The 21525-nt window shown below is 50.2% G+C and carries 15 protein-coding genes and 2 tRNA genes; all 17 read right to left on the bottom strand.

Annotated elements, in window-relative coordinates:
• Positions 1 to 81: 81 nt before the first annotated feature.
• Positions 82 to 1266 (bottom strand): glycine C-acetyltransferase, encoded by a 1185-nt coding sequence (locus tag FXY30_RS02975; RefSeq protein ID WP_071705243.1) that lies wholly within the window; start codon positions 1264 to 1266, stop codon positions 82 to 84.
• 30 nt (positions 1267 to 1296) lie between these two features.
• Complete coding sequence (locus FXY30_RS02970; RefSeq protein ID WP_071705242.1) at positions 1297 to 2250, bottom strand: L-threonine 3-dehydrogenase; 954 nt, start codon at positions 2248 to 2250, stop codon at positions 1297 to 1299.
• 45 nt (positions 2251 to 2295) lie between these two features.
• Positions 2296 to 3423, bottom strand: a complete 1128-nt coding sequence (locus FXY30_RS02965) for a sensor histidine kinase (RefSeq protein WP_071705241.1) — start codon at positions 3421 to 3423, stop codon at positions 2296 to 2298.
• 17 nt (positions 3424 to 3440) lie between these two features.
• Positions 3441 to 4124, bottom strand: a complete 684-nt coding sequence (locus FXY30_RS02960) for a response regulator transcription factor (RefSeq protein WP_071705240.1) — start codon at positions 4122 to 4124, stop codon at positions 3441 to 3443.
• Positions 4125 to 4175: 51 nt separating this feature from the next.
• Positions 4176 to 4829 (bottom strand): phosphate signaling complex protein PhoU, encoded by a 654-nt coding sequence (phoU, locus tag FXY30_RS02955; RefSeq protein WP_071705239.1) that lies wholly within the window; start codon positions 4827 to 4829, stop codon positions 4176 to 4178.
• Positions 4830 to 4855: 26 nt separating this feature from the next.
• Positions 4856 to 5623, bottom strand: a complete 768-nt coding sequence (gene pstB / locus FXY30_RS02950; RefSeq protein ID WP_071705238.1) for a phosphate ABC transporter ATP-binding protein PstB — start codon at positions 5621 to 5623, stop codon at positions 4856 to 4858.
• Between the two features lie 45 nt (positions 5624 to 5668).
• Positions 5669 to 6568 (bottom strand): PstA family ABC transporter permease, encoded by a 900-nt coding sequence (locus FXY30_RS02945; RefSeq protein WP_232009043.1) that lies wholly within the window; start codon positions 6566 to 6568, stop codon positions 5669 to 5671.
• On the bottom strand, positions 6565 to 7605 hold the full coding sequence (gene pstC, locus FXY30_RS02940; RefSeq protein WP_071705237.1) for a phosphate ABC transporter permease subunit PstC: 1041 nt from the start codon (positions 7603 to 7605) through the stop codon (positions 6565 to 6567). The genes FXY30_RS02945 and pstC overlap by 4 nt, the downstream gene beginning before the upstream one ends.
• Positions 7606 to 7751: 146 nt before the next feature.
• On the bottom strand, positions 7752 to 8741 hold the full coding sequence (locus tag FXY30_RS02935; protein ID WP_197675347.1) for a phosphate ABC transporter substrate-binding protein: 990 nt from the start codon (positions 8739 to 8741) through the stop codon (positions 7752 to 7754).
• 147 nt (positions 8742 to 8888) lie between these two features.
• A complete protein-coding gene (locus FXY30_RS02930) occupies positions 8889 to 10121 on the bottom strand; it encodes an FAD:protein FMN transferase (RefSeq protein ID WP_083428158.1) in 1233 nt (410 codons plus the stop codon).
• A 357-nt stretch (positions 10122 to 10478) separates the two neighbouring features.
• A tRNA-Val gene (locus FXY30_RS02925) sits at positions 10479 to 10552 on the bottom strand.
• Positions 10553 to 10715: 163 nt separating this feature from the next.
• A complete protein-coding gene (locus FXY30_RS02920) occupies positions 10716 to 10946 on the bottom strand; it encodes a hypothetical protein (RefSeq protein WP_071705236.1) in 231 nt (76 codons plus the stop codon).
• A 215-nt stretch (positions 10947 to 11161) separates the two neighbouring features.
• Positions 11162 to 11235: transfer RNA gene (locus tag FXY30_RS02915), tRNA-Val, on the bottom strand.
• A 564-nt stretch (positions 11236 to 11799) separates the two neighbouring features.
• A complete protein-coding gene (locus FXY30_RS02910; protein ID WP_172619974.1) occupies positions 11800 to 13500 on the bottom strand; it encodes an amino acid ABC transporter ATP-binding/permease protein in 1701 nt (566 codons plus the stop codon).
• Positions 13487 to 15229, bottom strand: a complete 1743-nt coding sequence (locus FXY30_RS02905; protein WP_071705234.1) for an ABC transporter ATP-binding protein/permease — start codon at positions 15227 to 15229, stop codon at positions 13487 to 13489. Before FXY30_RS02905 ends, FXY30_RS02910 begins: the two co-directional genes overlap by 14 nt.
• Entirely contained in the window at positions 15226 to 15624 is a 399-nt protein-coding gene (locus FXY30_RS02900; protein WP_157885027.1) for a YbaN family protein, read from the bottom strand. The genes FXY30_RS02905 and FXY30_RS02900 overlap by 4 nt, the downstream gene beginning before the upstream one ends.
• A 122-nt stretch (positions 15625 to 15746) precedes the next feature.
• Positions 15747 to 21485, bottom strand: a complete 5739-nt coding sequence (locus tag FXY30_RS07565) for an FIVAR domain-containing protein (protein WP_071705232.1) — start codon at positions 21483 to 21485, stop codon at positions 15747 to 15749.
• Positions 21486 to 21525: the final 40 nt, after the last annotated feature.

The following is a 21525-nucleotide window of genomic DNA, read 5'->3' as shown; positions in this document are numbered from 1 at the left end:
TGTTATGTGATATGGCAGCGCGTTTTCATACAGCCCGCGCGTCCCTTTGAAACCATTCCGAGACATGGGACGGGAACATCGTTAGATAATGCCCAGTTCCTTTCCCACGCGGCCAATGATCTCCACCGCACGCGTAATCTGCTCCGGCGTATGGGCCGCCGTAATCATGCAGCGCACGCGACCTGTGCCCTTGGGTACCGTCGGGAAGACGATGGGGCTGGTAAAGACGCCCGCCTGAAAGAGTTTTTCGGAAAATTCCCCTGTCTTGGCTTCGTCACCGATAATAATCGGAGTGATCGGAGTTTCGCTGTGTCCTGTATTAAAGCCTAAGGTGTTGAGCTTTTCTTTAAACAGGCGCGCATTGGCCCAAAGTTTTTCGGTGTATTCGTCGCTTTCCATCAGCATTTTGATGGCTTCGATGATCGCCGCCGTGTCGGCCGGGGTGTTTCCGGTGGAGAAGAGCAGCGGGCGGCTGCGGTTCTTCAGCCAGTCAATCGTGGCCTTCTTTCCCGCCACGTAACCGCCGATGACGCCGATAGCTTTCGACAATGTTCCGATGATGAAATCCACCTTGCCATGCAGATGGAAGTGATCCACCGTGCCGCGTCCGCTGCGTCCGAGTACGCCGGAGGCATGGGCATCATCCACATAGGTCATGCAGTCGTACTTTTCCGCCAGAGCGACGATGCCCGGCAAATTCGCGATGTCCCCGTCCATGGAAAATACACCGTCGGTAATGATGAGCACCTTGTCGTAATCTGCGCGGCGCTCTTTCAACACGCGCTCCAGGTCCTCCATATCGCTGTGGCGAAACACCGTTTTCTTGGCCTTGGACAGACGGCAACCGTCAATAATCGAGGCATGGTTGAGTTCATCCGAAATGATGAGATCGCCTTCATCCACTGCCGCCTGGATGGTTCCGGCATTGCAGTTAAATCCCGATTGATAGACAACGACGGCTTCCTCTTCCTTGAACTCGGCAAGCAATTTTTCCAATTCTTCATGCAACAGCAGGTTACCGTTGATGGGACGCACCGCGCCGGCACCGACACCGTATTCGCGAATCGCTTTGATGGCGGCCTCTTTGAGCCGCGGATGATTGGCAAAGCCCAGATAGTTGTTGGACGAAAGGTTGATCACTTTTTTACCGTCGATCACGCATTCCGCCTCGTTCGGGCCTTCCACCACTTTGAACGATTTATACAGGCCCTCGGCCTTTAATCCATCAATTTTTTGTTGCAAGTACTCCATGTCATGAATGCTCATGGTGAGCTCCTTTCGTAAACGGGGATCCATTTATTTTGTCTCGACCAAACGCGGCCGTAGATTCTGCAACATATCTTTCGTCATGGTTTGTAGATCGTACTGCGCCTTCCAGCCCCATTCCTCACGAGCCGCCGTATCGTCCAGTTTATCCGGCCAGGAATCGGCAATGGCCTGCAAAATGGGATTGACCTGATACGACATAGTGAACGAGGGCAATTCCTTTTGGATGGCCGCCGCGATGTCTTCCGGTGCAAAGCTCATGGCCGCAATATTAAAGGCGTTGCGATGCGTTAACCTCGTCGGATCCGCCTCCATCAGCTCGTGCACGGCGCGAAGGGCATCGGGAATGTACATCATATCCATCAACGTTCCCGCCGCGATGGGGCAGTCATAATGGCCCGTTTTCAGCGCCGCATAATAAATGTCCACCGCATAATCCGTCGTACCGCCACCCGGAAGCGCCGCATAGGAAATCAGGCCCGGAAAACGCACGCCGCGCGTATCCACGCCGAAGCGGCGGAAATAGTAATCACAAAGAAGCTCGCCCGCCACTTTGGTTACGCCGTACATCGTGCTCGGGCGCTGAATGGTATCCTGCGGCGTCACTTTCGGAGTGGACGCACCAAAGGCGCCGATCGAGCTGGGCGTAAACACCGCCAGTTTCTTCTCGCGCGCGACTTCCAACACTTGAAAAAGGCCGTCGAGATTGATGTGATACGCCGCTTGCGGATGCGCTTCTGCCACGGCGGACAATAATGCCGCCAAATGCATGACCGTATCCACATGATAGCGATCCACCAATTCCGCCAGCCGCTTGCCATCGGTCACGTCCAGTTGTTCAAAAGGTCCCTCCTCCACAACGGGAGAATCCTTGCGCACAACATCTGTAACAATGACGTGATTCGTTCCGTATGCCCGACGCAGATAGGTTGACAGTTCCGTGCCGATCTGCCCCAGGCCCCCTGTGATGAGAATCGTTTTCATTCCGTCTCCTTGGTAGGCCGTTGTGCCCTTTTCATCGGCCAAAGATTATTGCTGCTTTGGCGATGCCGTTTCGTTCGTGACGGACGCGGTCGCTTTCGCGTCGCGCGGCAGGAGAATCGAAAAACGTGATCCTTTTCCCAATTCGCTATCCAGGCGCAAAATTCCCTCATGTGCCTGAACAATATGTTTGACCAGAGACAGGCCCAAACCCGTTCCCGATCCATCTGTGCGCGTTCTGCCCGGATCCACTGTGAAAAAGCGCTCAAATACACGCTTTTGGTTTTCCGGTGCAATGCCGATGCCGTCATCTTCGACAATGATGCTTATATTGTGTTCATCTTGATGTATCTTTGTCAAGACATATCCACCGTCGGCTTTCGAATATTTAATGGCATTGCTCAGCAGATTTCGCATCACATCCGCCAATAAGCGGCGGTTACCGAAAAACGCAACACGATTCGTTTCCTCTTCTCCGACCACATCGCTCTCCAGGCGTACGTGATGTTCCGCAGCCATGGACGAAAGGGACTCCATTTCTTCGCGCAATATCTCGTGAAGATCCACCTCTTCTCGTTGATCGAAATCGGAATAGCCCGTATCAAATTTGGAAAGCTGAATGATTTCGTTGATCATATTGAGAAGGCGAACGCCTTCGCGATGAATAATGTCGGCAAAACGGCGCGTGTCATCCGGATTCACCATTCCCGAAGCGATCAGTTCGGCATAGCCGTTGATGGACGTCAACGGACTTTTTAGCTCGTGGCTCACATTAGCGGAAAATTGGCGTCGCATGGCTTCATTTTCGCGCACATTCGCCAGCTGCTGAAAGAAATTCTCCCGTTCCTCTTGCGTATCCAAGAGGCTCGCCAACATCTCCTCCGCTTCCGGTGCGGGAAGGCTGTCTGTGACCTTTCCGGAAAGCAGATCATTCCAATAATGCACGAGCATACGCAAAGGGCGAAGACTCTCGTTATAGATGCGCTGTGTAAAAATTGCAGAGAGCACCAAGGCTGTGACGAACAACACCACCACGACCCCGATGATCAGCGGGATGCGCTGCCCCACGCTGCTTTTCGGCAAAATCACCCGCAACAGGCCCACGCAGATGAGAGAAGAAATTCCGGCAAAAATCATGCCGGCCAGTAGAAAATGACGCCATATATTGCGCTTCATACGCTGTCTCCTGCCCTTTAGGCCTCTTTGCTCAGTTTATAGCCGACATTGCGCACGGTCTTAATGTACTTTCCAGCGTCGCCCAATTTTTGTCGCAAGGCGCGAATATGCACATCGACGGTACGCGTTTCTCCCGCATAATCATAGCCCCAAATGGCATTCATGACGCGGTCACGCGAGAGAACGACATCCAAATTGTTCATCAGGTAGTAAAGCAGCTCAAATTCTTTGTACGTCAACTCGATCGGATTACCTCCGACGAGCGTTTCCCGCTTCTTCGGATTCATCTCTATTTCATGGAGCACCAAAACAGAGCGTTCCTCGCTGTCGCCGTAGCGTCGCAACACCGCCTTCACTCGGCTCAGTAGCTCCAGCACGCCGAAGGGCTTGGTGACATAATCATCCGCGCCCATGTCGAGACCTCGCACTTTTTCAAATTCACTCGTCTTCGCCGTAACCATGATGACGGGAATTTCTTTGGTATCGACACGATTGCGAATCGTGGCTAAGATCGAATACCCGTCTTCCCCCTCCAGCATGATGTCCAGCAAAAACAGGATGGGTGCGCCATCACTGTCCAGCGCCGCATAAAGCGCCTTCGCGTCTGCGAAACCGCGCGCCTTATAGCCGTTGTTGTTCAATGCATAGCTGATCAGCTCGCGAATATTCTGATCGTCTTCCACTATATAAACCTGTTTCATGCCATCCTCACGATCATAAAAGCCGTCCGAACGGATTCGGGCGGCAAAAGGTCAGTTAAATTTTTCCATTGTCCCCGTTATCGAGTATACCACGGCTTCCGCGATATTTTGGGCATGATCGGCACTTCGTTCCAGATATTTGGAAATCATCAGCAGGTCAATCACCAAATTCGCCTCAATGGTCTCGGCGCGAATTTCGGCAATTATCTCTTCACGAACCTGCATAAAGAGAGCATCTACCTCATCGTCCATCGCAGCAGCTTGATAGGCCAAGGCGCTGTCTCCTTCGACGAAAGCCCGCACGGCATCGGAAACCATTGTTTGGGTGATTTCTGACATTTTCGTGAGACTTCCGAGATTCGCCTCTTGGTATCCGAACGACAGCATCTGCTGAACCAACACGGCAATGTCTTCCGCCTGGTCACCGATGCGCTCCAGATCCGTATTCATGCGAATCGCTGCAGATATGAATCGAAAGTCTCGGGCCAAAGGCTGTTCCTTGAGTAGGAGCAAAAGGGCCTGCTGTTCAATTTCCGAAGAAAAATGATTGATCTTTTCTTCCTGTTGCAACACATAGTCAATGTGGTCCTTGTTTTTGCTGGTCAGTGCGCCCAACGCATAAAACAGCGATTGATTTACCATCTCTCCCATTTCCACCAGATTGGTGTTGAGCTCTTCCAGCTTGTTTTCAAAATTGTTGCGCATCGTTTTTCCTCCGTGGGCTGCCTTAATCAACCGAAGTGGCCGGTAACATAGCGTTCCGTGCGTTCATAGCGCGGATTTTCAAATATTTGCACGGTATCTCCGAATTCGATGAGCTCTCCCAGATAGAAGAAGCCGGTTTCATCGGCAATACGGGTCGCCTGCTGCATATTATGGGTGACGATAATAATCGTGAATTCCTTTTTCAGTTCAAACATCAGGTCTTCGATTTTCGTCGTCGAAATCGGATCTAACGCGGACGTCGGCTCATCCATCAGAATGACTTCCGGCTCCACCGCAAGGGTGCGGGCAATACAAAGGCGCTGCTGCTGTCCGCCGGAAAGGCCCAGCGCGCTTTTGTGCAGACGATCCTTCAACTCATCCCAGATCGCCGCCTCTTTAAGGCTGCGCTCGACAATTTCATCCAGCGTCTTGCGGTCCTTAATGCCGTTGATGCGCGGACCGTAGGCCACATTGTCGTACACGCTCTTCGGGAAAGGATTCGGCTGTTGAAACACCATGCCGACACGCTTGCGCAGTTCCAGCGCATCCATCTCCTGGTAAACATCTTTTCCATCCATGCACAAGTTTCCCTCCACACGCGTTTCGGGAATAAGGTCATTCATGCGGTTGATGGTCTTTAAAAACGTAGATTTTCCACATCCGGAAGGACCGATGAACGCGGTAATTTGATTGGCTTTCACGTCCATATCAATGCCCTTAAGCGCCTGGAATGCGCCGTAGTAAAAATCCAGATGGGAAACTTCAAATTTGAGCGGCTGTTTTGTGTTATCCATAGTAGTCCTCTACTCTCCTTTGCGACATCATCTTGTTCCGAGGCGCTATTTCTTCTCGCTTCCCGTTTGTTTCTTGTTCATGTTGCTGACAATTTTTCGCGCGGCAAGAGAGAAAAGCAGCACGACGATCACTAAAATTGCAGCCGAGAAGCTGGCAATCTTTGCACTGTTCGGATCCACCGCTTCGGAACGCATAACCCAGATGTGCAGCGCGAGCGTTTCCCCTGTACGGAACGGGTTGAGTGCATTTAAGGGGGAGGTCAAATCCCAGTTCGCCCAGTCGATGCGTGTCGACATACCGGACGTATACATAAGAGCGGTTGCCTCGCCGAACACACGACCGGCGGCCAGGATGATGCCTGAGCCGATGCGTGGAAGAGCCGCCGGTAAAAGCGTGTGTACGATGGCATACCAATGCGTGGAACCAAGCGCCATACTGCCCTCGACAAAGCTGGGAGGAAGAGCGCGAATGGCATCCTCTGTTGACGTGGTAATGAGCGGAATGCTCAGGATGGATACGGTAACGGAGCCGGCCAGCAAATTCCAACTTGCGCCGAAGCTCAGCACGAAAGCCAGATAGCCGAACAAACCGATAACAATGGACGGTAACGACGAGAGCGATTCAATACTCATGCGCAGAAACTCGGTGGCTTTGCCTTTTCCGGCGTATTCCGCCATATAAATTCCCGCAGGAATGCCCACGAAGCAGCTGAACAGCAACGAAAGGAACAAAAGATAGATGGTGTTAAACAGCTGGTTGCCGATGCCCTTGGACGAAAACGAAAGCACGCCCGGGAAATAGCTCATCAGGCCTCCGACGATGATGTAACCCGCCAAAAACAGGATGAATACGAGGAAGAATCCGCCAATTGCCGTAAACAACAAGGTCATCAAGCGATCGATTTTCTTGGCGCGCGAAATACGCGAGCGCATACGCTCCTTCATCCGACCACCTCCTCTTCTAACAACGGTTCTTTCTTCTCCGTTGCTTTCATCGCTTTATGCTCTTGATCCAGCTTATTTTTCTGTTTTGCGGAGAATAAATGGATGAGCACGATGAATAAAATGGAGATGAGCATCAATAGCAGCGCCAGACTCCATAACGCCATGTTCGCCTCACTGCCGTCAATGGTATTGCCCATGTCGGATGCCAGAATGCCCGTTATGTTGGCCGTCGGGTGCAGGACACTCTGCGGAAACAGCCGCGTGCGGCCGATGACCATGGATACCGCAAGCGCTTCTCCGAAGGCGCGCGCCAATCCCAAAATGATGCCCGTATAGATTCCGGTGCTCGATGCCGGAATGACGACGTTCTTAATCACTTGCCAGCGGGTAGAACCCATGCCGTAAGCCGCTTGACGATAGCTATCGGGCACGCCGCGAATCGTATCGGTAATATACGTCGTAATGGTCGGAAAGATCATAACCGTTAACACAATAACCGCGGCCAAGACGGAATAGCCGCCCACCGGCGCCTTAAACGTGTCGCGGATCCACGGCACCAACACCGTTAATCCCACCCAGCCATAAACGATGGAGGGAATGCCGACAAAGATCTCCACTGCCGGCTGAAAGATTCTTTTTCCTGCTTTGGGGGCAATTTCCGTCATAAAAATCGCCGCGCCGAGTGAAAAGGGAGTGGCCAGCAAAATCGCCAATCCACACGTGAGAATGGATCCGAAAATGAATACCGCGGCGCCAATAGAGCCTTCTCCCGGCTTATCGAACGAATCCGTGGGAGCCCATTTCGCATTGATCAAAAAGTCGGTCACGCTGTGTTGAAACTGCGTAAAGGAAGCTGTCCCGCGTACCAGAAGAAATGCAAGGATGGAGATCGTAATGATGATAATGAGAAGCCCCATAAACGTCACGAATCCACGCCCCAAAATTTCTCGTCTGAACTTTTCTCCTGCCGGCGTGCGCAGCCTTTTTTTCTTCGGCGCCGCCGGTGCCGTCGCCTGTTCTTGTTGTTTCGTCGTCATATGCACGTCCTATCTCATTCAAAGCACAGCCGAATGTCCTCCTAACATAAGGAAAAGGCATTGCGAAACGTCCATTCCACAATGCCTCCATTCCTTATTGCCTTCCGTTTTCCATCCGCAACGCGAATGCCGGAAGGAGACGCGCCTTATTTTGAGGGAGTATCATGGCCGGTCATGGCTTCCGGAGCAAGCTTGGAAGATACGCCGTAGCCCATCTCTTCGATGTTCTTTCCGAATTCTTCGCCCATGAAGTAGTCCAGGAATTCCTTCGCCGGGGTTGTGGCTTCGCCCTTCGTGTAGACATGTTCAAAGCCCCATACCGGATATTTTCCGCTGTAGGTGTTCTCAAGATTGGGTTCCAAACCGTCCAGTTTCACCGCCTTCACGCCTTTGCCCTGATCACCTACCAGGTAGGAGAGAGCAACATAGCCGATGGCGCCTTCGTTTTGTTTCACACTCTGGAGCAATTCACCGGAGTTATCTGTTTCCATGGATCCCATGGTCTCTTCGGTGCCCTTGAGAGCGAACTTCGTAAACAGGGCGCGGGTACCCGACGACGACGGACGTGTAATCAGCATGATGGGCAGGTCAGCGCCGCCAACATCTTTCCAGTTCGTGACTTTGCCGGAGAAGATGTCAATCATCTGCTGTTGTGTCAAGTCGGCTACCTGGTTCTTTTCGTTGACAATCGGAGCCATGGTGATGATACAAACTTTATGATCCACAAGGCCCTTCGCCTGATCGGCTTCCAGCTTGTCCTCTGCAAAGACGTCGGACATACCCAGCGTTACGGTGCCGGCTGCAACGTCTTTCAGACCCTGGCCCGAACCGCCGGCATTCACGGTAATGGCAACGCCGCTCGCTTTCGCCATGAAGGCTTCCGCAGCTTTGTCGGCCAACGGCTTTAATGCCGAGGAGCCTGACGCGCTGATCTGTCCCTTTAAGCTGGGATCTACTTCCCCACCTTTGGCCGCTTCGGATGCTTGCGAAGATGCTTCTGATTTTTCCGTTGCCGCGCTATCCGATGCAGGAGCCGAGCTGTCATTCTTTTTGTCATTGCCGCCGCAAGCCGCCAACGTGACGACTAAAGCCAGCGCCAAGACGATGCCAAATACTTTTTTCATGGTCGATTTCATGGTCTACCACCTCTTCTTTTTTTCTCCGTTTTCCTATTTCTGTGAACCGTCAATAGGATAAGAGGGGAAGGTTAAGCCCATGCCATGCATTTTGTTAAGGTTATGTTAAGTTCGTCGTAACACTACGAGCGGCGCTTCGCAGGCCGCTTACGGAGCCAGTTCAATATCGGGCAAAATTTCCGGTGTGGCGGTCACGTTCATGTGTTGATCCACCCAGATCACGTCGACGCCCGCATCCTTATAATTTGCCAAAATCTGCTGTGCTTCTTTCTCATCGGCAATGAAAAAGGCCGTGGAAAGATAGTCCGCCAAGCCGGAATCCGCCGTGCGGATGCTGACGGACGTATACCGTTTCGCAGGATAGAGCGTTTCCGGATCAATAATATGGGCGTAGCGCACACCGTCCAGTTCGAAGTAGCGTTGATAATCTCCGGAGGTCACCATCGCCGTATCGCCCGACACAAGAACGGTCGCCAAAACATCCTTATGTTCCGGCCGCGGATGCATAATGCCCACTTTCCATTGTGCGCGATCGTCGACGGGGCTTCCGATTGTCTTAATGTTTCCGCCGGCGCTGATGATCCCATGCTCCAAACCTGCGGCCTTCAACTTCTTCGCCACGATTTCCGTTGCATAGCCCTTTGCGACCGCGCCTGCATCCAACTGCAATTCAGGATCCCGAATTTGCACGGTCTTATTGGCTTCGTCCAACACGAGATCGTCGAGATTGCTATGCGCGTTGGCTTCTTTCAAGGCCGCTTCTGTGGGAAGGGCGATCGTTTTTCCCGTTCCGGTAGTGGTATGCTCCGTTTCAGCAGTGACCGCTTCGCGCAGATCATGCCAAATGGCGAGCGTCTTGCCCATGGCGATATTGACTTTGCCCAATGTTTTGTTGTAATTATCCTTGCTGAACCGAAGAAGAGAAAACAGCTCATCTTCCACCTTTACCGGCGCTTTAGAAGCCGTGCGATTCAGGGTCATCAAATTGGTCACACCGTCATATTCGTGATAATTGTCAAAGAGCTTGTGCAGACGCTGAAATTCGCTTTGGCAGAGCGCAAACGCCTGCTTAAAAGTCTCTTCATCCTTGGTGTAGCCGGTCAGCTGAATCACCGTATCAAAGGCATCATAAAAGGTGCCTTTGTTTTTATACCATTTTTCGCCGTCTCTACCGGTGATCCACGTTCCTTCGCCCAAAAACGGCATCTTTTGCAGTTCCTCTTTCGACAGCGTCCCTTGGCCGCTCTCCGCTTGAGACGAGGCCGCCTCGGAGGACGCTTGGGCTTCCCGACTATGGGAGTCGCCGACGGTTCCGTTCCCGCAGCCGGCAAGCATGCTGAGGGCAAGACCCAAGGCAAGCAATTTTTTCTTTGTTTTCATCTGTATTCTCCTGATTCACTATGGTAGTTTTTCTAATTGCTATCGACTCAATGCTATTGACGTAAAACGGTCGATTGCTCGGCGCTCCGCTCTGCAAAGGCGTACACATCCTCTCGGTGCTCGCTTCTCCTCGTCACTTCGTTTTCCATTATACTTGTCTTGTCGTGACTCGTCGAAGAGGCGCCTCGCGGATGGTGCGACTTTGCACGGGATGCGACACGTATGTGACTTCTGTAGTAGCGATGTTAAAAACCGGAGTGTTTTTGAAACTGCGCCGCCCGTGGCGGGGCGAGCAGCGCGATTGCGAAAATTGAAAAAGCCCGTTCCGTTGAAGTGCAACGAAACGGGCTTTGCTGATGGACCACACTGGAATCGAACCAGCGACCTCCACGATGTCAACGTGGCGCTCTAACCGACTGAGCTAATGGTCCGTACGCAGGAAATAGTAACAGAAGGAAAAGGGTGTGTCAAGGTAGCGTTTATCGGCGACGGATCGACAGAACAAAGCAGAGGAGCAGCAGAATATCCGTCGCTCCTCTGTAGCCTGAATCTCTCTTCATTTCTTTGCGACACATGCATCGCTATGAGAATCAATTATTTTCCGAGCTTGCCAAAAAAGTCTTTGGCGTTTTCCACGCCTTCCTTGGCCTTGTCCTTCAGTTCTTCCGCCGTTTTTTCCGCTTTCTTTCCGGCCTCTTTACCCGCTTTGCCTACGCGATCGCCCATTTCGCCGACTTTTTTCTCAACGTCGTCTTTTAACTCACCGGCACGCTCCGCTGCTTCACCCATCTTTTCTTTTGCTTCGTGTAAAAAATCTTTTGCCATGTCTTCTCTCTTTCTGTTTCAATTCCCACATTTTAAATTTCTGCGGCGATACGAGGTTGACGTAATCAAAGGAACTACGTCGTTCTTCGCCTTTGCGGGTCTCAATGCCTCCCGCTTTGATCGCCGTTCCTTATATACCCAAGAATATACTTTTCATCATCCATTTAAAAATGCCCGTTCCGTTGGAGTTTCAACGAAGCGGGCAAAGGCGGTTTTGGACCATGTTGGACTCGAACCGACGACCTCCACGATGTGAACGTGGCGCTCTAACCAACTGAGCTAATGATCCGTACAATGGGGATATTATACCATGGGCATGCATTGGCCGCAAGACAATTCATCCGACAGAAATCAAAACGGTGTAGAGATGCAGCGGAAAGTGCTGTTGGCGAGAAGGTCGCAATAGCGCCAGCGGGAGGCCGACTTTTTTTTGGTGTTTCTGCAATAGCGACAGCCGGAGGCCGGCTTCTTCCGGCGTCTCTGTAGTAAAAAGTGCCGTCTCAATGCCTACTGCAAGTTGCCCCCTACGAGGCGATAGTGGGGAAAGCGCGTTTTCGCCTTACTGCCACCATCGCTGAGGGCGCAAACGATGGTGGTGGAAATGCGTTTTTGCCAAATCCCCAACACTTTCCGCGCAATAAACGTTTATGTGCTTAAGCCTTACGATCCCTTGAAAAAACTTGTCGTAAGCAGTCCTTGGGGATTAACATCCATCAAAAAAAGTACCTTATTGCTGATGGGTTAACCCGTCAGCAATAAGGCGGCATACAAGAGATTTTTTCCTGTTTCTGGTCTGACATCTTTTATAGATGTACATAAGGTTTCTCATGAGACAGATGGATCTTACACTTCGCTACGGTTTTATCTGCACACGCATATCGGCAATGCGCAACGTCGATTCTCGATGGGAAACTAATACCAGCGTTTTTGACGTAGTTTCTTCCTTGAGTGTTTTTAGAATCAATCCTTCATTTAAGGCATCCAGATTTGAAGTCGGTTCATCCAGAAGAATCAAATCCCCATCCTGCAAAAAGGCACGCGCCAGGCCAAGGCGCTGCCGCTGTCCGCCGGAGAGTCCTTCTCCCAATTCGGCAAGAGGCGTATCATACCCTTTCGGCAGGCTCATGATGAAATCGTGAAGAGAAGCCTTCTTTGACGCTTCCGAAATCTCATCCGATGTGGCGTTTTGCTTTGCCAGAGCGATGTTTTCACCGATGGTTGCTTTAAAGAGATGTGTATCCTGACTGATGTAACTCTGTGTTTTTCGAAGCGATGCGCTGGGCACCTTTCTTAGATCCTTTTCATTTAAAGTGATACGGCCATTTTGTACGTCCCAGAAACGCATCAACAGCTTTAGCAATGTCGATTTCCCGCATCCGCTCGGTCCGTGAATGCCCAAAATCTGCTTGGGACGAATTGCCAGAGAAAAATCCTCCAGAATCAGACGGGATCCGTAGCCGAAGGTGATCTCTTCCGCGGCCATGCCTTCAAAAGGTACGTCTGCATCGTAACCGCCGGTCACTTCTTCCACTTCCGGTTCTTCTTCCAATAACCGCAACACGCGCTCGCCGGAAGCCAGTGTTAGCGTCAGATTATTGGAGAGGTTCGATAAGGCTACTGTAGGTCCGAAAGAGCCGATTAAAGCAACTGTAGTAATTACAATGGTTCCGACGCCAACCTGTCCATGGCGATAAAGCCAGGTGGTGAGAAGAAGGTTCGCAAAAGTCGCCAAAAGAATGATAAGAGACGTCAAGGCACGCTGAGTGCCGGCATTATCCGCCAGTTTCTTAGCGTCGCGCGACAGTGCATCCGATTCTTCAATGATTCGCTTTGTGCGTTCTTCCCCCTTATCAAAAGCGATAATATCTTCGAGCCCACGTAAGGATTCCAATACCAAGCTATTCATCTCGCCAGCTTTTTGGCGGAAAGAAAGACCCGCCTCGGCGCCTTTCTTGCCGTTTTTTAGCGGAATCCACGCCCCCACGACAAGATAAGCGATCAGGGCAAGCATGGCTACAGACCAATGGTATTGCCAGAAAAACGCCAAAAGAAAGAGGCAAACGACAAGGCAAATAGCAATGGGCGAAATCGTATGGGCGTAAAACACCTCCAAGAGTTCGATATCGTTGGTCAAAACAGAGATGAGGTTACCGCGTTCTTTGCCTTCGAGTTTTGCTGGACACAAACGGCGCAAGGCGGCAAAAACCTTGTGGCGAATGAGCGCCAAAGTTTTAAAGGCAATGAAATGATTGCAATACTGCTCCAAATAGTGCAAAATACCACGTAACACTGCAAATACAAGCATGACGCCGAGTAGTGTGGAAAAGGACAGCGGTAGAAGAAGTCCCGATATTTCCTCCACGAGATGCATTTCCATCAAGACGCGTAAAAGCGCTTGTGTCGCCAAAACCGTAAGGGATATCGCGCAGAGAAAACCCGCTACGCCAAAAAGAATGGCCAAAATCATGATGGGCAAAAGAGAACGAATCAGTCCGACCATGTGGCGCATGATCGCTTTGCTGCTGCGACGCTGAATAGCTTTATCTGTCTTCATCATGATCCTCCCATCCGAATTGCTCCAAGCTCTCCTGCTTTTCATAGAGGGCGCGATACAGCCCTTTCTCTTGCATCAACGTCTCATGCGTTCCCTGTTGTGCGACTTCTCCTTGAATCAGCAAATAAATTTGTTCCGCTGAAACTACATTGGCTAAGCGATGGGAAATTAACAGCACCGGTTTTTCCTTGGCTAACGCATAAATTTGTTCCATGATGACGGCTTCGCTTTCCATGTCAATATTACTGGTCACTTCATCAAAAATGTAGAATTTCGCAGGCTTCAGAAGCGCACGCGCCAATACCAGACGCTGCTTTTGCCCTCCGGACAGATTGCTGCCGCGTTCGGCAATAACCGCATCGAGTCCGCCGGAAGATTGCATTTCCTCTTGCAGTTTCACCGCCGCAAGGGCCTGTCGCATATCTTCTTCGGATGCCTTCGAATTTCCCATACGCAAATTCTCTTTTACCGTGCCTTTAAAAAGATGACTGTCCATGCCGACACGGACGATCGCCTGATGCAAGCTGTGCGCTTTGATGTTCTTAGCTTCTTCTCCGGAAAACAGAATGTTTCCCGCATAGTTGCGATACTTACCGGCTATAATATTGGCCAACGTTGATTTTCCGCAGCCGGACTCCCCGACGATAGCAACCAGTCCCTTCTTCGGAAAAGTCAAACGAATGTTTTGCAGCACCGGCTCATTTTCATGATAGGAAAAGCACAGATTCTGGATGGAGAGATCCACCGGCCCCTCCGGAAATGGTTCGGTTCCGTCTTTCGGCTCTTCGAGCGATAAGATACGCATAACCTTATCGGCGGCTGCCATCCCATTCATTGCAATATGAAAAAAGGAACCCAATAAGCGCAAAGGCAGGAAAAATTCGCTGGCAAGCAGTACCACGCTCAATGCAGTGGAAAAATTAATGGTATGATTCAAAAACGCATGGCAGGTAAAAAACATACCGATGGCCGCTCCTCCGTACGCAACAAGATCCATCACGCTGATGGAGTTAAGCTGCATCGTAAGGACGCGCATTGTTGCGATGCGAAAGTCTTCCGCTTCGACATCCATTTCCTGAGCTTTTTCGGCATCCGCGCCGTACACTTTCAAGGTGGTCATACCTTCCAGATTTTCCAGAAAGTGATCTCCCATGCCGGTATAAGAATTCCAATATTTTGCCAAAATACGTTTGGCGATTTTCTGCACGGCAACGATAGAGAGCGGAATGAGAGGCACGCAGAGCAAGAGGACAACACTCGCTTTAAAATAACGCGGTGCCAGTACGGCAAAGAGCGTTATCGGTGCCAAAAGAGCATAAAAAAGCTGCGGCAAATACCCGCCGAAATAGCTTTCCATCTGATCCACGCCTTCGGTTGAAAGCTGCACTACTTCTGCCGTGGACACCTGCGCCGTATAGGTGGGCCCCAGACGCAGCAATTTTTGAAATAACTTTTTACGCAATACTTTTTTTACATCCGCACTGGCGCGATAGGAAAAAAGGCTCTGGCCTTTTTGTCCGAAATAGCGCAATACAAGGGCGACAGCAAACGTCGGCAGACACATAGCCAGAACGCTCGGATCCTGTTCGAAGAGCCATGCTTGCAAAAAAGCGGACAGAGAAAACACCACTGCAATCTGCGATATTAACTGGATCCACTGGCAGAGTATCGTCAGTGCGATATATCTCTTCGCCTGCGGCACCAAAGCCAGTAATTCTTTTTTTATCATTTCTCCTCCCTTTTCAAGTCTGACGGTTTCAATGTTTTGATGTGAAACAGAAAAACGTAGATGTGCATCAGCCAAATCACAGCAACGATACCGCAAGGAATCCAGTGTTTTCTCATGAAAAAGATGGCCATCCCAAACAACACACTGACCAATAGCAGAACGCGAGCTTTCATGCCGCGTGTCATTCCACCCCGCTTTTTATACGTACCGACGGTACTCGCATATAAACCAGTCTGCAAAAACCAATCATGAAGTCGATCCGAGCTTCGTGCAAAGCAAAAGACCGTTGCCAAATAAAACGGAACGGTGGGCAATAACGGCAGGAAAATACCAATGGTGCCCAAAACGAGCGTTATCATTCCCAGAAGCAACCAAAAAAGGCGAAATCGTTTCATCATCCCCTCCTAATAACATCATTCATAATACCAAAAATAGGAAAAGAAGCCGCGAATCCGCATTTTTCATGCCATTTCGTGGCTTCCCTCCTATAATATAGCGCTATAAGCCCGTCAGGCTGTTACGCTTTCTTTCTGTTCTTGAAGTAATACATCAGTCCCACGATACCAACACCGCAAACGAGAACCGCCGCTGCAATAGTGATATAGGAGAAATCCGAGGTATCCGCTTGAGAACTCTCCTGTGATGCGCTATTACTGCCATCTACAGAAACGTTGCTTGCACCGGTCTCGAGCGATTCGCTCTGCTCGAAACTTTGATCGCTTGCTTGCGCGTTTGCATCATCCGGATTGCTTGCATTCGCTACGATACCTTCCTGACGCAGGGATTCCGGATTAGCACTTCCTTTGCCTCCCGCAATCTGCGCGCCATGCGTTTCTTCAATCAACGTGGCGTTCGACCAGTCGAGAACAAGATACGCATCCTGTGCGCCGGAGCCCGGTTGGATTTTATCATACGTTTTTGCTCCGTTTTTCAGCGCATCCATTGCATCCACCCACACACGTACTTTAATGCGACTTTCTTTACCGCTGCGCAGCAGACTGAACTGATAAGGGAATTTTTGCAGTTTTCCGACCAGGTTCTTGTCGTTATGCCATTTCAAGACTTGTGCCGCCTCCGGGTTGCCGCCGACATAATGGAACAGATTCCAGACGTGTCCATACATGTTCATAAACTCCAAACCGTTGATGGTAAGAATCACTTGCGTTTTGCCGTTCGACTGACAAATGACACGCGCCGTTTTCACCAACGCCGGATTGCCCATGGATGGGCGATTTTCGTACGCATGCATAAGTTTTACAGGCACATTATAGATCTTGCTTATAATGTTGCTTTGTTCCGTAGTGTTCTCCTGAGGTGTTGACTGCGTGTCAGGAGAGGTTCCTGTATTGCCCTGCTCCGTATTGCCTGGCTGAGTCTCATTCGCGTTCGGATTCGGATTCGGCTGATCCGGGTTCGGATTCGGTTGCGGTTCATTTGGGTTCGGATTCGGTTGCGGCTCATTCGGGTTCGGATTCGGTTGCGCCGATCCGTGTTTTACCGCCCTGCTCCAGTCAAATTCTAAATATGCTTTCTGTGCTCCGGCGCCCTTAACAATTTTGTCATAGGTCTTTGCGCCATTGTTCAGCGCATCCATTGCGTCCACCCAAACTTTTACGTGAATGCGGCTCTTTGTTTTCAGATTCGGCAGGTTCTTCTGCGCTTCTCCCGTGCAATTTAAACGGAACTTGGACGGGAATTTACGCATCTTGTTTTCCAAATCCCTGTCGCTCTTCTGTTCCAAGACAACTGCCGGTGTCCATGCTTCCGCGCCGCACGGTTCGTTGCGATAGAAGAGATTCCATAGGTGGCCGTACATGCCCATAAACGACATGCCGGTAAAATCCAGTTCATAGGACAAACCATTCTTGGTTACAAATACTTTCGCCGTGTGCACTAAAGCTGCGTTTCCCATGGAATGCTTATTCTTCTCATATGCGTGCATCAGCTGCACAGGAACCTCATAATAGACTTCTGTCGGCTGCGGCTTTGACCCGCCCGGATTTGGCTTCGGATTCGGATTCGGTTTCGGCGTTGCTTTTTTTAAATCGGCAAGAGCAGCTTTTAGGGCTTTAACCTGCAGAATCAACTCTTCTGTCGTAGCATCTTGCTTCTTTAATAATGCTTCTGCTGCCTCTTTTTGCATCGCCAATGGTTTCCAGGACTCCGGCGTATAGTCGGATTCCTTTAAAACGCGAATCGCCGTCAATTGTTCTTGTAGCTCTTTTAACGCTTGTGCTTTTTGTGGATCTTCTTTCTTCTGCAAAGCGGCAATGGCATCCTTTAACGCATTCTCTGCGTTTTTAATCTCTGCCTCGTTCGCCATGGCTTTGTTGAAGGTCTTCGATGCATCCTTTACCGCCTTTTGCAAGGCGTCCCAGCTCTCCTTTGTATAGTCCTTCTCCTTCAATTCTTTCGCCTGATCCAACAGATCTTTGAGAGCTGCCTTCTTGGCATCGACTAAATTGTGTCGGGCTGCTTTAAAATCCTGCAGTGCGTTAAACAGTGTGTTCGCATCCTGGAGTTCACCGGAAGCTAGGCTCTCCAGAGTATCCAGTGCCTTTTTGTACGGCGCATAGCTCTTTGCGCTGTATTTCGCTGCATCACGAGATGCATCTTGCACATATTGCTTTATCCCGGCTTGCAACAGCGCCGCTTCTAAATCGGTTCCTGCTGCTAATTTTTCCGCCTTACTCCAATCCGGTGTTAATTTCGCATTCTGTTCGCCGGCGCCCTGTCTGATCTGGTCATAAGAGGTGGCACCCCCGGATTGTATGGCGTCCATAGCGTCTACCCAGACACAAACCGGTACATAGGGTTTTGTCACGTCACAGTCCGTGAGCTTAAGAATTTCCGGAAATTCCATTAATTCGCCCATAAGGCTGCTGTCTTTGCCCGTGCGAATCACTTGCACAGGTTCTTTTTTGCCTTGAAAGCTGTACGGATCGGCGCCGTTTTCGTCACTTTTCCACTGGAACAACTTATAAAGATGACCATACATTCCCATGAAGTGTAAACCGCGCATTTGCATATACAGCGTAGCTTTACCGTTTTTCACATCCATGGTTGCCGTCTGAATTACAGCACCGTTACCCATGGAAAGTCTTTCTCCATCGTACGCGTGCTTCAGTTTCAATGGCACCTTGTATAGGCCGTCTGCTAAGCCGGCAGGCTGCGTCTTCTTTAAAGCGGCAATGGCATCCTTTAACGCATTCTCTGCGTTTTTAATCTCTGCCTCGTTCGCCATGGCTTTGTTGAAGGTCTTCGATGCATCCTTTACCGCCTTTTGCAAGGCGTCCCAGCTCTCCTTTGTATAGTCCTTCTCCTTCAATTCTTTCGCCTGATCCAACAGATCTTTGAGAGCTGCCTTCTTGGCATCGACTAAATTGTGTCGGGCTGCTTTAAAATCCTGCAGTGCGTTAAACAGTGTGTTCGCATCCTGGAGTTCACCGGAAGCTAGGCTCTCCAGAGTATCCAGTGCCTTTTTGTACGGCGCATAGCTCTTTGCGCTGTATTTCGCTGCATCACGAGATGCATCTTGCACATATTGCTTTATCCCGGCTTGCAACAGCGCCGCTTCTAAATCGGTTCCTGCTGCTAATTTTTCCGCCTTACTCCAATCCGGTGTTAATTTCGCATTCTGTTCGCCGGCGCCCTGTCTGATCTGGTCATAAGAGGTGGCACCCCCGGATTGTATGGCGTCCATAGCGTCTACCCAGACACAAACCGGTACATAGGGTTTTGTCACGTCACAGTCCGTGAGCTTAAGAATTTCCGGAAATTCCATTAATTCGCCCATAAGGCTGCTGTCTTTGCCCGTGCGAATCACTTGCACAGGTTCTTTTTTGCCTTGAAAGCTGTACGGATCGGCGCCGTTTTCGTCACTTTTCCACTGGAACAACTTATAAAGATGACCATACATTCCCATGAAGTGTAAACCGCGCATTTGCATATACAGCGTAGCTTTACCGTTTTTCACATCCATGGTTGCCGTCTGAATTACAGCACCGTTGCCCATGGAAAGTCTTTCTCCATCGTACGCGTGCTTCAGTTTCAATGGCACCTTGTATAGGCCGTCTGCTAAGCCGGCAGGCTGCGTCTTCTTTAAAGCGGCAATGGCATCCTTTAACGCATTCTCTGCGTTTTTAATCTCTGCCTCGTTCGCCATGGCTTTGTTGAAGGTCTTCGATGCATCCTTTACCGCCTTTTGCAAGGCGTCCCAGCTCTCCTTTGTATAGTCCTTCTCCTTCAATTCTTTCGCCTGATCCAACAGATCTTTGAGAGCTGCCTTCTTGGCATCGACTAAATTGTGTCGGGCTGCTTTAAAATCCTGCAGTGCGTTAAACAGTGTGTTCGCATCCTGGAGTTCACCGGAAGCTAGGCTCTCCAGAGTATCCAGTGCCTTTTTGTACGGCGCATAGCTCTTTGCGCTGTATTTCGCTGCATCACGAGATGCATCTTGCACATATTGCTTTATCCCGGCTTGCAACAGCGCCGCTTCTAAATCGGTTCCTGCTGCTAATTTTTCCGCCTTACTCCAATCCGGTGTTAATTTCGCATTCTGTTCGCCGGCGCCCTGTCTGATCTGGTCATAAGAGGTGGCACCCCCGGATTGTATGGCGTCCATAGCGTCTACCCAGACACAAACCGGTACATAGGGTTTTGTCACGTCACAGTCCGTGAGCTTAAGAATTTCCGGAAATTCCATTAATTCGCCCATAAGGTTGCTGTCTTTGCCCGTGCGAATCACTTGCACAGGTTCTTTTTTGCCTTGAAAGCTATATGGATCGGCGCCGTTTCCGTCACTTTTCCACTGGAACAACTTATAAAGATGACCATACATTCCCATGAAGTGTAAACCGCGCATTTGCATATACAGCGTAGCTTTACCGTTTTTCACATCCATGGTTGCCGTCTGAATTACAGCACCGTTGCCCATGGAAAGTCTTTCTCCATCGTACGCGTGCTTCAGTTTCAATGGCACCTTGTATAGGCCGTCTGCTAAGCCGGCAGGCTGCGTCTTCTTTAAAGCGGCAATGGCATCCTTTAACGCATTCTCTGCGTTTTTAATCTCTGTCTCGTTCGCCATGGCTTTGTTGAAGGTCTTCGATGCATCCTTTACCGCCTTTTGCAAGGCGTCCCAGCTCTCCTTTGTATAGTCCTTCTCCTTCAATTCTTTCGCCTGATCCAACAGATCTTTGAGAGCTGCCTTCTTGGCATCGACTAAATTGTGTCGGGCTGCTTTAAAATCCTGCAGTGCGTTAAACAGTGTGTTCGCATCCTGGAGTTCACCGGAAGCTAGGCTCTCCAGAGTTTCCAGTGCCTTTTTGTACGGCGCATAGCTCTTTGCGCTGTATTTCGCTGCATCACGAGATGCATCTTGCACATATTGCTTTATCCCGGCTTGCAACAGCGCCGCTTCTAAATCGGTTCCTGCTGCTAATTTTTCCGCCTTACTCCAATCCGGTGTTAATTTCGCATTCTGTTCGCCGGCGCCCTGTCTGATCTGGTCATAAGAGGTGGCACCCCCGGATTGTATGGCGTCCATAGCGTCTACCCAGACACAAACCGGTACATAGGGTTTTGTCACGTCACAGTCCGTGAGCTTAAGAATTTCCGGAAATTCCATTAATTCGCCCATAAGGCTGCTGTCTTTGCCCGTGCGAATCACTTGCACAGGTTCTTTTTTGCCTTGAAAGCTGTACGGATCGGCGCCGTTTTCGTCACTTTTCCACTGGAACAACTTATAAAGATGACCATACATTCCCATGAAGTGTAAACCGCGCATTTGCATATACAGCGTAGCTTTACCGTTTTTCACATCCACGGTTGCCGTCTGAATTACAGCACCGTTACCCATGGAAAGTCTTTCTCCATCGTATGCGTGCTTCAGTTTCAATGGCACCTTGTATAGGCCGTCTGCTAAGCCGGCGGGTTGTGGATTCTGCAAAGCAGAGACGGAATTCTTTAACGTATTTTCTGCGTTCTTAATCTCTGCTTCGTTCTCCTCCGCCTCATTCTCTGTTGCAGACTCCTGATTTTCACTATCCTCCGAATCTCTCTTAAAAACGACAGAGGTTCCTTCGGACGACAAAGTTTGTTCTTCGGTTGCCGTCTGCGCCGTTTCCTCTCCCTCCGCGGCAAAACTTACCGTCGGTACGGAGAAGACCGTCGTTACGCAAAGAAGAAGGGCCATGAAAAAGCTCATTCCCTTTGACGTCCACGCTTGGATATTTGCGCCTTTGCGTTTTTTATCCATCGAAGATCTCCTTTCAATACATTGAATCCATATGGATTCG

The sequence above is a fragment of the Murdochiella vaginalis genome (assembly GCF_902381775.1).
GTDB classification, from domain to species: Bacteria; Bacillota; Clostridia; order Tissierellales; family Peptoniphilaceae; genus Murdochiella; species Murdochiella vaginalis.
The sequence above is the reverse complement of the archived record's forward strand: the minus strand, read 5'-3'. Positions and strand labels throughout refer to the sequence as shown.